This is a genomic window from Odoribacter sp. N54.MGS-14 (assembly GCF_000980295.1).
Taxonomy (GTDB): Bacteria; Bacteroidota; Bacteroidia; order Bacteroidales; family Marinifilaceae; genus Odoribacter; species Odoribacter splanchnicus.
In genome coordinates this window covers 1-13658 of the sequence record NZ_LARL01000016.1, presented here as the reverse complement: position 1 = coordinate 13658, position 13658 = coordinate 1, and the positions used below count along the sequence as shown (strand labels likewise).

Below are 13658 nucleotides of genomic sequence, written 5' to 3'. Positions count from 1 at the left end.
TTGTGCAGATAATGAAAGGTTTACACTATTGATACAAAACAAAATAAAATATCCAGCAATCAAAAAACAACATAAATATGGCCAAAAAAGAAGGTAACGAAACCCCGTTAATGCAACAATATTATGCTACTAAAGCTAAATATCCGGATGCCATTCTATTGTACCGGATGGGAGACTTTTATGAAACATTCGGGGCAGATGCTATCACCACTTCCAGAATCCTGGGTATTACCTTAACCAAACGTTCCAGTGGTTCTCCAGGTACAGTAGAATTAGCCGGTTTTCCTTATCACGCGATCGACACTTATTTACCGAAACTTGTCCGTGCAGGACAGCGGGTAGCTATCTGTGAACAGCTGGAAGATCCTAAGAAAACAAAATTCCTGGTAAAAAGAGGGGTGATCGAATTGGTCACTCCCGGAGCTTGTTACAGCGAATATTCCACCGACACGAAAAGTAACATCTTCCTGGCCTCGGTCTATTTCAACAAAACCGAAGCCGGATTATCTTTATTGGATTTGTCCACAGGTGAATTTCTGACTACCGAAGGTTCGCATGCTACGATCGATAAATTACTGAATAGTTTTCAACCGAAAGAAGTCATCTATCCCCGGGGGCAGGAAGCCCGTTTTCATGAACTTTTCGGTAATAAATTCTATATCTATCCCATCGAAGAATGGTTTTTCGACCGGGACGCAGCCAGCGAACGCCTGGAGAAACATTTCGAAGTCAATTCTCTGAAAGGTTTCGGTATCGAACATATGAACTGCGGTATTTCCTCCGCCGGTGCCATATTGAATTACCTGGAGATGACCAAACACGATATGATTTCTCATATCACCTCTATTTCCCGGATCGACGAATCGCACTGTGTCCTGCTCGATAAGTTCACTCTTCGTAATCTGGAATTACTACATTCTGCTTACGAAGAAGGACGGTCCCTGGTGGATATTATCGACCGGACAATCACGCCTATGGGAGGACGGACGCTAAGAAGATGGATTTGTATGCCTTTGAAATCTCCCGAAGAAATCAATCAGCGACTGGATATCGTCGATCATTTTATCCGGCAGGAAGACCGACGGTTACAAGCAGAAAACTTTCTGGAAAGCATCGGCGATCTGGAACGGCTCGCTTCAAAGATCGGCGTAGGCCGGATCACTCCCCGGGAAATGAATCAGTTGAAAATTGCCCTATCCTGCATCACGCCGTTGAAAGATCTTTGCCAGCAGAGTGAATCGGCCGTTATGAAAAAAATGACAGAACCTCTGAATCCTTGCACGGAATTATTCGAAAAGATCAAATTTCAACTTCAGGAAAACGCTCCTCATCAGGTCAACAAAGGAGGAGTAATCGCTACGGGAGTAAATGCCGAACTGGACGAACTTCGTAATATCTCAAGCAACGGCAAAGAACTGTTGCTCCAAATGCAACAACGGGAGATAGAAGCAACCGGAATCCCCTCTTTGAAAATCGGATTCAATAATGTCTTCGGATACTATATCGAAGTAACCAAAGCCCATAAAGACAAAGCACCGGCCAACTGGATCCGCAAACAAACTCTGGTCAACGGGGAACGTTACATTACGCCCGAGCTCAAAGAATATGAAGACAAGATCCTGGGAGCAGAAGACCGGATTTTAGCCATAGAAACAGAACTGTATAACAATTTGCTGCAAGAAGCAGCCGGTTACATCCGCCCTCTGCAAGAGGATGCCAAGATTATCTCAGCATTGGATGTACTTATTTCTTTTGCCGAGATATCGATAGCCAATAATTACCACCGGCCGGAGATCAACGATTCGGATGTACTGGACATAAAAGCAGGACGTCACCCGGTTATCGAAAAACAATTGCCCCCGGGTGAGGAATACATCAGTAACGACGTACTGCTGGACAATAAAAAACAACAGATTATCATCATTACCGGCCCGAATATGGCCGGTAAATCGGCTCTCCTCCGGCAAACTGCCCTGATCGTGATTATGGCCCAAGCCGGCTGTTTCGTACCGGCAGCCAGCGCCAAAATCGGTTATGTCGACAAAATTTTTACCCGGGTTGGAGCTTCCGATAATATTTCCCAAGGTGAATCCACTTTTATGGTCGAAATGAATGAAGCTGCTAATATTCTCAACAATATATCCGACCGGAGCCTGGTGTTATTCGACGAATTAGGACGAGGTACTTCGACTTACGACGGGATTTCGATTGCCTGGGCGATCGTCGAATATCTGCACGAACATCCGAAATATCATGCCAAAACGCTCTTTGCCACCCATTATCACGAACTGAACGAAATGGAGCATTCTTTTAAAAAAATAAAAAACTATAATGTATCGGTAAAAGAAGTCGCACACAAAGTTATTTTTTTGCGTAAGCTGGTTAAAGGAGGTTCGAACCACTCGTTCGGTATCCAGGTTGGAAAAATGGCCGGTCTCCCTCAATCTGTTATCAAACGGGCCGATGAAATCCTGAAACAACTGGAAAACGACCGGGATAAAAATGGCACGATCCAAAAGAATGTCGAAAGTATCGCTTCAGCACGTGAAGGCCTCCAATTAAGCTTTTTCCAGTTGGACGATCCGGTTCTTTCGCAAATACGTGACGAAATCGCAGGCCTGGATATCAACGGTCTGACTCCGCTCGAAGCCCTGAACAAACTGAGTGAAATCAAGAAAATCATTTTAGGATAAAATAAATCCCAGAAATATCAGCAACTTTTAGTAAATCCAATCGGCAACCTTCAAGACTGGAATAATTTCAACCGAAAGATTCAGGTTTGCCGACCGGATTTACCTTTATACGAAAAGTCTGTATTTCGACTTTTAAATAAAATCTTCTTTATTTCCTTTTCAACTTGGTTCCTAAAATAATCACATCTTCTTTAGGACGATCGTTCGAATCGGTCGCGACAAGCGCTATTTTCTCAAGAACATCCATTCCCTCCACAATCTCTCCGAATACAGTATAGTCTCCATCCAGAAAGGGGGTTCCCCCCACCGATTTGTACATTTCCCTTGTTTCCGGTGACATTTTATAAGGATTTTCGGCATATTGCTTTTCTATCTCCTCATTGACGTACCGTAGCAAACTATCTGCTTTTTGATATTGGCCTGTCTTTTTATACCGTTGAAATTCTTCCTGTAAGGGTTTAAATAACCGATCCCCCAACTGATTTTTCGCCGCCAGCCATTTTCTTTTTTCTATCTGGTCCAGCTCCTGATCCGTATATGTCTTCCCCTGAACCAGATAAAACTGTTCCCCCGACGATCTTTTCTCCGGATTGACCTCATCTCCCTGACGTGCAGCAGCCAAAGCACCTTTGAAATGACGATACTCCGGACGAATCTCGGCCTCGATGGTATATCCCGGATTTGACATTCCTACTGCCGTTTCTTTCGGAGCATGCCGTGAATCGGAAGAACCGCCCTGAATCATAAAATCCCCGATCACCCGATGAAATAAAAGACTATCGTAATGATGCGCTTTCACCAATTTCAAAAAATTCTCACTATGCCGGGGTGTATTTTCGTACAACCTGATTTTGATATTTCCTAAATTCGTGCTTATCTCTACCAATTTATATTTTTTAGCCCCGTATGACAAGGCCGATACGCACAACAACACGAACAAACAAACCGTTCTCATTCCTCTTCTATTTTTAGAATCACAACATCCCTCAAGGGGCGGCAATTATCGTCCGTCTCTTGTTCGGCAATAGAATCGACAATTTCCATTCCCTCGATCACTTCACCGAAAACAGTATATTCCCCGTCTAAATGGGGACTTCCCCCGATGGTCGTATAGGCTGCCCGCTGTTCCCCGGTAAGTTTCAACTTCACCTGATCGAATAAAAGACGGGTCGTATCGGATAGCTTTTCGTTCAACTGCATCAACTTCTCATAATCATTTGCTAGTTGATACTTCAGGATTTCTCCTTCACAAGCTTGTTGTAAACGATTAAAAAGGGCGGTATAGCGCTTGTTATTGATTTTCTCTATTTCTTCATCGATGATATCGGGAGTAAAAATTCTTCCCTGCACGATATAAAAATGCGATCCGCTGGAGCTCCGTTCCGGATTGATATTATCGGCTTCACGGGCCGCTGCCAGTACCCCTCTTTTATGGAAATATTTCGGGACAATCTCTGCTTTCAATGTGTATCCGATATCGTTAGCTCCCAAGACCATCCCCGGACGTGCCGATTTCGAATCCGGATCACCGGTCTGAATCATAAAATCCTTTATTACCCGATGAAAAAGCATACCGTTATAATAGCCTTCGCGGATTAATTTCAGGATATTATCACGATGTAATACCGTCTCATCATACAATTTCAACCGGATATTTCCCAAAGAAGTCTCCATGCGGATAACCGTTTCCTTTTTCCGCTCACAAGCTCCGAGCAGCAGGCTTAACACCAGGATAAAAACAATTCTTTTCATAAACTACAACCATTAGGACCGAATGATACCTTTCTTGTCAGCAAAATTAATTTATCTCGGCATAAACTAACCTATTTTTTACTAAATTTGTGACGAAATATCGTTTTCCGGTTCAAACCTGTATATTTGCGACAAAATTCTTTGACAATGAAATTTACACTGCTATTTCTATTACTTAGTTTTTTGATTTACGGTTGTAAAAATAAAGAACTGCCGGCCAAGTACCTGAGTACGATTACTGTTGTCCGCGAAACAGGAGGCAACCACAACATACGGCAAACCGGCGAGGAAGCTACTTCACCTTCCCATGCTACGCCAATACTTCCCCAGCAAGCTAATACCCATAGTGGTACCAGATATCATATTATCGTGGGGAGTTTCAGCTCTGCAGAAAAAAAACGGGCGGAACAGCTTGTCGAAAAATTAAAAGCCCAGGATTATCCGGCCACATTGATCAGTTCTTCCCAAAGATATCGTGTCAGCATAGAAAGTTTCCCAACAGAAAACGAAGCGAATGCAGCCCGGGATGAATACCGGAAAATCACCGACCGGCAAGATATTTGGGTTCACAAAGTCAACTGACCTATAAAAGGATTCCAAATACAAAAAACAAACCGAACAAAAAACCCAGATAAACCTGCAAAGGAGTGTGTTTTTTCAGATACAAACGGGAAGTTGCCAATATACCGGACAAAAGCAAAAATAAAATAAAAGCATTACGCACGTCCCCCTGATAGTTCATCCCCCAGACCAGCAGAAAACCACATAATCCACCGATAGCCGTCATATGCATACTGATCTTCCACCGGAAAGTAATCACTGAAAAAGTGGACAACAAAATAATCAACACCAGGTATAGCTGCCTTACGATATTTGTATAACCGATACGTCCCAACAGCCAAAAACCTAAAAAGGCAAAGGCCACAGCCACCAATATCGGATATACCCTTTCTTGTTTATCGTTCAACTCATAACTGCGGATCAACCTGAAATACTTAAACAAAGGCAAACTGATAACGGGCATGATCAAAAGAGCGAATACGGTCACCAGATAACAATACAGTTTTACCCCCCAGGGAATATACGCAAACAAAGTGTTACTATTGAAGATAAAAAAAAGAATATACAAAGGCATCAGCATCGGATGCAAAACATAAGATATTGTTTGAGCTATATATTTCATCGATAGAGGTTGAGTTTATATTTCACGTCTTAATCGGGCCACCGGAATATCGAGCATTTGCCTGTATTTGGCAACCGTCCTCCGGGCTATCTGATAACCGGCCTTCTCCATCAAAATCACTAATTCGTCATCTGTCAGCGGTTTTTTCTTGTCTTCATCATCGACCAATTTTTTCAACATATTCTTCAATTCACCTGTACTTACCTCCTCACCACTTGTCGTTTGCATACTGCCAGTAAAAAAATCCTTTAAAGCATATATTCCAAACCACGTCTGAACGTATTTTGAATTGGAAACCCGTGATATCGTTGAAACATCCAATCCGGTAATATCAGCTATATCTTTTAGAATCATCGGTTTCAACATCGTTTCATCACCGGTCAGGAAAAATTGTTTCTGAAACTGTACGATAGCGGTCATGGTCAGCATCAGGGTGTTGTTTCGTTGTTGTACAGCATCTATAAACGATCTGGCAGAATTCAACTTATACTTTACAAACGACACGACATCTTTCTTATTCTTAGGCGACTGGTCTTTCTGATACTGTTCAAGAATATTCAGATAAGCTTTATTGATTTTCAATTCGGGAATATCCCCTGAATTTAAACTCAGCTGCAATTCTCCATCTACCAAATCGAGCATAAAATCCGGAATAATCTTTTCGGCCTGTTGTCCGTAAGAAAAATCGGCGACTGTCCCCCCGGGCTTGGGATTCAATTTCAAAATTTCGTCTATGGCCTGTTTCAGTTCTGTATCGCTCAATCGTAGTTTCCGGGATATTTTTTCGTAATGTTTACGTGAAAACTCTTCGAAACATTCTTCCAAAATTGCTTTGGCATCCTGCAACAGTTTGTGCTCCGGATTTTCGTTCAATTTATGTTGAATCTGCAATAACAGACATTCTTTCAAATCACGGGCCCCCACTCCTGCCGGTTCGAACTCCTGAATAATCTTCAGCAAGCGAAAAACCTCTTCCTCAGAGACCTCGATCCCTGCACCGAAAGCCAGATCATCGACAATATTCTCGATATCCCGCCTTAAATAACCGTCCTCATCGATGTTTCCGATGATATATTCAGTGATGCGCCGCTCCAGATCGCTCAACGGACGTGTCCCTAATTGTGCGATCAGACTTTCCCGGAACGAGGAAGCCTGAGAGAATACAAAATCACGTGTCTCCTCGTCTTTAGAAGCGTTGGAAGAATTCAAACGGTAATCAGGTGTATCGTCATCATCTGTCATGTAATCCTCTAAAGAAAAATCATCGTCACCTCTCAAATCATTTTCCTCTTCGCTTTCATCTTCCTGATAATCATCCTCAAACTCCTCTCCCGAATCGGTGGCAGTTTCCTCGTTTACATCCGTTTCTCCTTTTTCTTCCACCTCCTCCAACAAAGGATTTTGTTCCAATTCTTCTTTTATCCGCTGCTCCAATTGATACGTAGGAAGCTCCAACAGTTTAATCAACTGTATTTGAAGAGGATTAATCTTCAATCCTAATTTCTGTTGTAAACTTTGTTTGAGCACGTTTTCTATTCTCTCATTGAAAATATACCAATGTAAAAATTACATTGGTATACCGAATTAATTTTTAAAACTCTGCATTCTTAGGTGTACGCGGGAAAGGAATCACATCCCGAATATTTCCCATACCGGTTACGAATAACAATAAGCGTTCGAATCCTAAGCCGAACCCACTATGAACAGCCGATCCGAAACGACGGGTATCCAAATAATAGGACATGCTCTCTTCGGAAATCCCCACTTCGTTCATCCGGGCTACCAATTTATCATAGTTCTCTTCACGCTGTGACCCTCCGATAATCTCACCGATCTGCGGGAACAACACATCCATGGCTGCAACTGTTTTTCCGTCCGGATTTTGCTTCATATAGAAAGCTTTGATTTCTTTGGGATAGCCTGTCAGAATCACCGGTTTTTTAAAGTGTTTTTCTACCAGATAACGTTCGTGTTCACTTTGCAAATCGACACCCCAGCCATCCACCGGATACTGGAATTTTCCATTCTTATTGGGCTTACTATTTTTCAGAATCTCGATCGCCTCTGTATAAGTCACTCTTTCGAAAGAATGAGTCAGCACAAAATTCAACTTCTCGATCAATTCCATAGAACGTTCTTCTGCTTTCTTATTCTTTTCTTCCTCCTGCTGACGGGCACTCAGGAATTTCAGATCATCCATACAATTGTCCAAAGCATAACGGATCAGGTATTTCAGAAAATCTTCCGCCAAGTCCATATTATCGTCCAGATCGTAAAAAGCCGCCTCCGGTTCGATCATCCAGAATTCCGACAAATGCCGGGTCGTATTTGAATTTTCAGCCCGGAAAGTGGGTCCGAAAGTATAGATTTTTCCCAAAGCCATAGCTCCAAGCTCTCCTTCCAATTGTCCACTCACCGTCAGATTGGTTGCTTTACCAAAAAAATCCTGTCTGAAATCGACTTCTCCCTCTTCTGTCAAAGGCGGATTTTTAGGATCCAGTGTCGTTACCCGAAACATCTCGCCGGCACCTTCACAATCGGAAGCCGTAATCAGCGGAGTATGCAAATAAAAGAACCCGTGCTGATCGAAATATTGATGGATAGCAAACGCCATAGCATGACGAATCCGGAAAATAGCCCCGAACATATTGGTGCGAAAACGCAGATGGGCATGGTCTCTCAAAAATTCCAGACTATGCTTTTTAGGTTGTATCGGATATTTTTCAGGATCGGCTTCCCCTAATACGTCCAATTCATGAGCCTGAATTTCATGCGATTGTCCGCTTCCCTCACTCTTCACCAACAATCCTTTCACATGAATCGCAGCTCCTGTGGTGACTTTTTTCATCAACTCCTCTGAAATATTATTCATGTCAACCACAATCTGGATATTATTTATGGTAGAGCCATCATTCAAAGCGATAAAATTCACTTGCTTATTACCTCGCTTGGTTCTCACCCAACCACTGATTTCCACTTCTTTGTCGCAATCTCCAGATTGCAATAACTCTTTGATTGACAATTTTTTTGTGCTCATCTCGTTTAATTTACACATGAATCGTTTAACATTCTCTTCCGCCTCTTCAAGACACGGATTTGCAAAGATAACAAATTCAGACAAAAATAAAGTTCTCCTGCTTAAAACTTTATTCAATACCTTCAAAGAAAATCTCCTAATCAAACGACGAATAAATCACTGAACACATCGTCCGAAACCAACCATCCTTTTTCTGTCAGCCTGATCCGGCCGTTTTGACAAACCACCGACCCGTTTTCGAGAAAAGGGGCTAGTTTCGGACGAACGGTCTTCGAAAAGTCAGGAAACTGTAATTGCATCTTTTCTTCCTGAATCCCCCACATCGTCCTCAGGTTGGTCATGATATATTCGTTAAATTTATCTTTATCCGTCAAAATCTCTTTTTCAAAGCTTAACCTATCATTAGCTAAATTATCGATATAAGATTTTAGATGAGCTACATTCCATTGACGAGAATTCAGATCGAAAGAATGTGCAGCCGGACCAAAGCCCACATATTTCTGTTGTTGCCAATAGGAGGTGTTATGTAGGGAATATTTAGAGTTTTTAGCGAAATTAGAAATTTCATAATGCTCGAAACCAATTGATTTCAAGTAATCGGAAACCCACAAATATTGATCAGCCAGTTCATCGTCGGTTTGAGGCTGAAATCGACCTTTCTGCATCAATTTTTCAAAGACTGTATTTGAATCGATGCTTAATAAATAAACCGATAAATGTGTTATAGGTAAATGATTTACGATTTCCAGATCTTGTTGCAAATGCAGTCTCGTATACCCCGGTAATCCAAGTATCAAATCTATCCCTATATTTTCAAATCCCGAATCAGCAGCCCACTCCACGGACCGGAGGGCATCCTGAGCCGTATGTGTCCGGTTTATCCGTTTCAGAACCTCATCGTTAAACGATTGGATACCGATACTCAACCGATTAAACCCCAAGGCTCTCCACCCCTTCAGTTTATCCCGGGTAATATCTTCAGGGTTTGCTTCGATAGTGCGTTCAGCTACGCAGTTCAATGCGAAATTCATTTCGAGTGTCGTAACGATATCGGTCAATTCATCCATACTCAACCATGAGGGAGTACCTCCCCCAAAATAAAGTGTCTTTACTTCCGATGTACCCAAATAATCTTTACGCAATTGTATTTCGTGTCCTAATGCAGCTATGTAGGCTTTTTTCAGCTGAGTAGAAGCAACCGAATAGAAACCACAATAATAACACTTACTCCGGCAAAAAGGGATATGTACATAAATGCCCATAGCGATTTTTTGAAATTTCGATACAAAGCTAAGAACAAAATCCGGAACCAACAGAGTGCAGTCTTCATCTTTTTACTACATTTGTAAGGATTGTTGATAGCTTCTTATGCATAAATTCTTATTTATCATCGGTTTATTCTTCCCAGGAATTGTTTTCTCCCAGACTCTTATCGTCGGGCGGGTAATCATCCATGACGGGACTCCGGTAAGCGGCGTCAATGTCTGGTGCCCCGAACAAAACAAGGGTACTTCTTCCGATTCCACAGGCTATTTTGAGTTAGCCTGTGAAGTTCCCTGTACGCTGGAATTTTCACATGTGAATTACAAAAAAGAAAGCTATACTTTGAAAGACACCCGGAGTCCATTTATCGTCATTCTGAGAAATAAATTCAACAACCTAAGGGAAGTTGTCGTTACCGGCCGATCAACTCCCGGACGCCTCTATTCCTCGAAAGAAGGTATAGAAATGATTCCGGCCATTCTGGGCGAACAAGACATTTTAAAATACCTGGCCACAACTCCGGGCATTATTACCACCAATGCACTCGATCCGGGGATTTATGTCCGGGGAAGCAACAGTTGCGAAAATGGTTTCCTCACCCATGATATGGAAATCGCCAGTCCGGATCATCTTACCGGAATCCTCTCTACTTTCGATCCTTTTATCCTGAATAATTCGACAGTCTATAAAAGCGGTTTTCCGGCAGTTTACAACAGTTACTTATCCTCTTACATCAATATGAGGCCGGATCCCGGAAACAAACAAAAATACGAGGGAGAAATCACTTTAGGCCTTGTCTCTTCTGCCCTGAAAATAAAAGGTCCGTTAGTAAGAGATCATACCTCTTTTGCCGCTTCATTCCGTACGTCCTATTTACAAACCATCGCCCGCTTATATAACAAATCGGTAAAAGACCAGAAACAACAAAATTTTATGCCCGAATATGCTTTCAACGATGCCACCGTCAGTATAGATTCCAAACTTTCCAACCGTTGGCGGGTCACTGCCTTCGGGTTATTTACGATCGACGGTCTAAGTATGAAGTTAAATGAAAATGTAAATTATGACTTTAACTGGCACACTTTTTCAGGCAATGCAGGTGCTTGGTATACCCCTGCAAACGGTGATATCCTGCATTTCCGATTAGGGGTAAAATCTGCTTTCAGTGAAGGAGATGCCGAAGGTACGATTCCTATGGGAGGTGGTAACCGGAATTATTCCATCATTGCACGGATCATGTATACCCATTCTTTTCTGGACAAGTTTCAATGGAATATCGGAGGAAAATTCGAACAAGCCCGTTTTGAAACAGCCAATAGGCCCGATGCAGAAGAAAACATACTCATCCGCAGTTCTGATAAAAAATTCAATATCTATGAAATATATTCAGATATATCCTATCAAATAAATAATTACTTTACCTGTTATGCCGGTTTAAATTTTCAATATTACAACGGAAATTTAAAAAACTTCTGTGTTTCTCCCCGGGCAAAAATCAGCTTTTCAAAAAACAGATTCACTTTCTGGGCCGACTATGCCCAAACGGCACAATATTTAAGCCTTTATCCCTACTTTACTGTAAAAACTCCGGTAGACATCTGGTATCCTCTCGAAAAAAACATGAAACCCGCGCTTTGCCATCAATATTCGATCGGAGCAGAACAGGAAATCCAGGGAGGTTTGACTTTATATGCGGGTATTTTTTATAAAAAAATGAAACATGTCAAAGATTTCTCCTCAGGGTTGTCTACTAAATACACTGCTTTGACCGACAATATGATTACCGGCAGCGGACATGCCCGGGGGGTTGAATTCAATCTAGCCCTGGAGCATAGAAAGATCAGTGCCCGGTTTAACTATACCCTCTCGGAATCCAAACGTAAATTTGCTGAAATCAATAACGGAAAATCCTTTTTCCCTCCTTATGATGTCAAACACAATGTTGTGGTCAATACCTCCTACGATATCAGTACACGACTCACTTTTAATAGTTTATGGACATTTTCTTCAGGAGTTTATACCACTTTCCCTGTCGGAGTTGCTGTCGCTCATAATATTAGCAGTAGCCAAAACAAACCGATCCTTGTGCCGGTTTATACAGACCGTTACAATTACAAACTCCCCAACAATCATCGTCTGGACTTAAGCCTCGATTATACGATCCCTTATAAATATGCAAGTTTAAAATTAAGTATCGGAGCCTATAATGTTTACAATCAATCGAATCCCTCTTTTGTCTATTTTAAAGCTGAACAAACAGCAACCAATCATACAAAATTTATTCCAAAATCTAAAGTCATGTTGCCGTTTATACCGTATATTTCGTTTAAAATAAAATTATAAATGAAACACCGATACTATCCGATATTACTGCTGTATTTTTTCCAGGTAGCGTGTATGCCTGAAGAAGATCTCCCTATCCGTCATACCGGGGAAACTCCGGAGTATTTTATCGAGTGTTATTGTCAACCCGGCCGGCCGTTCGCTTTATCGGCAACGAGTGTGCTTCCGGTATCCGAAGATCTGCAAATCGACTTTTCAAAAGAAATGAAAGTGACCATTCATGCAGACAAAGCCATTTCACTGATACATACTTTATACACTCTCCCCGGTTCCGAGTTTATATACAATTATGGAAGCCCGGAAAAATTTGAAGTCCGCTATATCGATTCTTTATTCCTCGATATTACTACGATCGATAACAAATCGATCACAGCTTCGACCTCCATCCCTCCGGCAGTATCTATCTATAATTGCCAGGTAGCAGGAAATGAAGCGATCATTCGTTTTTATATTTCGGAAAAAGCCGATGAAAACTATTACATTTATACAGCAGAAGCTGTCCATGCAGATTCGATTCTCAACAAAGAAGTATGTTATCTGGATTATAGTGAATTCCAACAGGAAGGCCTTACTGAAAAGTCCGTTATCCTTCCGGATATCGGACAGGCAGAGGAAATTATTTTCACGCTGAAACGAATTACGAAAGCTAATTACGATTACCAGGTATCCCTAAATGCAGCAAATACAGCCAATCAGAGCAGTATCACGACCCCTGTCCCTTTAAAAGGTAACCTGCAGGGAGCTCTGGGTATTTTTACTTGTTATACGGAAGACAAACAAACGGTTCCACTATAAGCTATCAGTCCCCTATGCTATATATATTTTTGACAGTTATATACATATTTACACGTTATAAACGTAGAATTATTTTGTTACTTGTTCGTCTTCGGTATTCGTGTTCGGGGACCCGGTCGCTTCTGTCGGTCGTCTACCTTTTTCTTTCACTGACCGGCGGAACTCCTCGCAGGCTCGTCAGACACCACCGGTCGGGCGTTCAGAAAAAGCAAGACGACACCCGACAGAGCTCCAATGGTCCCCGAACACGAACACCTCCGACTTACGTTATCACTGCATAGGAAACGAACTATGACCTGAAAAGTATAAACTTCTATCAAACAGCTGTTTTTCTGAACCCTTACCTTCGGAATTAATTCAGTAATCGGTATTTTATAGGAATAATCCGGTCAGGTAACCCAGGTATCCATACTCCGGTCAGGGTGGCCTGCCCTTTCATTCAATGAAACTCTCCTTCTTTGCCCTGTAGTGCTGACGGAAGATGCAGGGTTTTATGCCGGAAGACCATTGGAGCAGGAACGAGGGTCCGGTTAGGTTTTCCGAACGCCCGACCGGTGGTGTCTGACGAACGCAGTGAGGAGTTCCGCCGGTC

The 13658-nt window shown here is 42.0% G+C and carries 10 protein-coding genes; 4 read left to right on the top strand and 6 right to left on the bottom strand.

Going from position 1 to position 13658, the window contains the following annotated elements; translation table 11 throughout:
• Positions 1-77: 77 nt before the first annotated feature.
• Complete coding sequence (gene mutS / locus WS42_RS05300; protein WP_022160816.1) at positions 78-2693, top strand: DNA mismatch repair protein MutS; 2616 nt, start codon at positions 78-80, stop codon at positions 2691-2693.
• 148 nt (positions 2694-2841) lie between these two features.
• Here mutS and WS42_RS05295 read toward each other — a convergent pair whose 3' ends face one another.
• On the bottom strand, positions 2842-3648 hold the full coding sequence (locus WS42_RS05295) for a peptidylprolyl isomerase (protein WP_022160817.1): 807 nt from the start codon (positions 3646-3648) through the stop codon (positions 2842-2844).
• Entirely contained in the window at positions 3645-4445 is an 801-nt protein-coding gene (locus WS42_RS05290; RefSeq protein WP_022160818.1) for a peptidylprolyl isomerase, read from the bottom strand. Before WS42_RS05290 ends, WS42_RS05295 begins: the two co-directional genes overlap by 4 nt.
• A gap of 147 nt (positions 4446-4592) precedes the next feature.
• Here WS42_RS05290 and WS42_RS05285 point away from each other — a divergent pair, with 147 nt between their 5' ends.
• A complete protein-coding gene (locus WS42_RS05285; protein WP_013612857.1) occupies positions 4593-5027 on the top strand; it encodes an SPOR domain-containing protein in 435 nt (144 codons plus the stop codon).
• A gap of 1 nt (position 5028) precedes the next feature.
• Here the strand turns inward: WS42_RS05285 and WS42_RS05280 are convergent, their stop codons facing one another.
• The 4 genes from WS42_RS05280 to hemW form a co-directional block, all read right to left on the bottom strand.
• Positions 5029-5628, bottom strand: a complete 600-nt coding sequence (locus WS42_RS05280; RefSeq protein WP_022160819.1) for a hypothetical protein — start codon at positions 5626-5628, stop codon at positions 5029-5031.
• 15 nt (positions 5629-5643) lie between these two features.
• Positions 5644-7155 (bottom strand): RNA polymerase factor sigma-54, encoded by a 1512-nt coding sequence (gene rpoN / locus WS42_RS05275; RefSeq protein WP_046450812.1) that lies wholly within the window; start codon positions 7153-7155, stop codon positions 5644-5646.
• A 64-nt stretch (positions 7156-7219) separates the two neighbouring features.
• Positions 7220-8665: an asparagine--tRNA ligase gene (gene asnS / locus WS42_RS05270; protein ID WP_041556852.1), complete on the bottom strand. Its 1446-nt coding sequence runs from the start codon at positions 8663-8665 to the stop codon at positions 7220-7222.
• Between the two features lie 140 nt (positions 8666-8805).
• On the bottom strand, positions 8806-9927 hold the full coding sequence (hemW, locus tag WS42_RS05265) for a radical SAM family heme chaperone HemW (RefSeq protein ID WP_046450811.1): 1122 nt from the start codon (positions 9925-9927) through the stop codon (positions 8806-8808).
• A gap of 106 nt (positions 9928-10033) precedes the next feature.
• Between hemW and WS42_RS05260 the strand changes: the two genes are divergently transcribed.
• Both WS42_RS05260 and WS42_RS05255 read left to right on the top strand, forming a co-directional pair.
• Positions 10034-12271 (top strand): TonB-dependent receptor, encoded by a 2238-nt coding sequence (locus WS42_RS05260; RefSeq protein ID WP_046404414.1) that lies wholly within the window; start codon positions 10034-10036, stop codon positions 12269-12271.
• Positions 12272-13066 (top strand): DUF4249 family protein, encoded by a 795-nt coding sequence (locus WS42_RS05255; RefSeq protein WP_046403300.1) that lies wholly within the window; start codon positions 12272-12274, stop codon positions 13064-13066.
• The last annotated feature ends 592 nt before the right edge of the window (positions 13067-13658 follow it).

Excerpts from the sequence above, each read along its gene's own strand:
- WS42_RS05255 (WP_046403300.1), top strand. The coding sequence starts at position 12,272 with ATGAAACACCGATACTATCCGATATTACTGCTGTATTTTTTCCAGGTA.
- WS42_RS05260 (WP_046404414.1), top strand. The coding sequence starts at position 10,034 with ATGCATAAATTCTTATTTATCATCGGTTTATTCTTCCCAGGAATTGTT.
- WS42_RS05290 (WP_022160818.1), bottom strand. The coding sequence starts at position 4,445 with ATGAAAAGAATTGTTTTTATCCTGGTGTTAAGCCTGCTGCTCGGAGCT.
- WS42_RS05295 (WP_022160817.1), bottom strand. The coding sequence starts at position 3,648 with ATGAGAACGGTTTGTTTGTTCGTGTTGTTGTGCGTATCGGCCTTGTCA.
- WS42_RS05285 (WP_013612857.1), top strand. The coding sequence starts at position 4,593 with ATGAAATTTACACTGCTATTTCTATTACTTAGTTTTTTGATTTACGGT.
- asnS (WP_041556852.1), bottom strand. The coding sequence starts at position 8,665 with ATGAGCACAAAAAAATTGTCAATCAAAGAGTTATTGCAATCTGGAGAT.
- hemW (WP_046450811.1), bottom strand. The coding sequence starts at position 9,927 with ATGGGCATTTATGTACATATCCCTTTTTGCCGGAGTAAGTGTTATTAT.
- WS42_RS05280 (WP_022160819.1), bottom strand. The coding sequence starts at position 5,628 with ATGAAATATATAGCTCAAACAATATCTTATGTTTTGCATCCGATGCTG.
- mutS (WP_022160816.1), top strand. The coding sequence starts at position 78 with ATGGCCAAAAAAGAAGGTAACGAAACCCCGTTAATGCAACAATATTAT.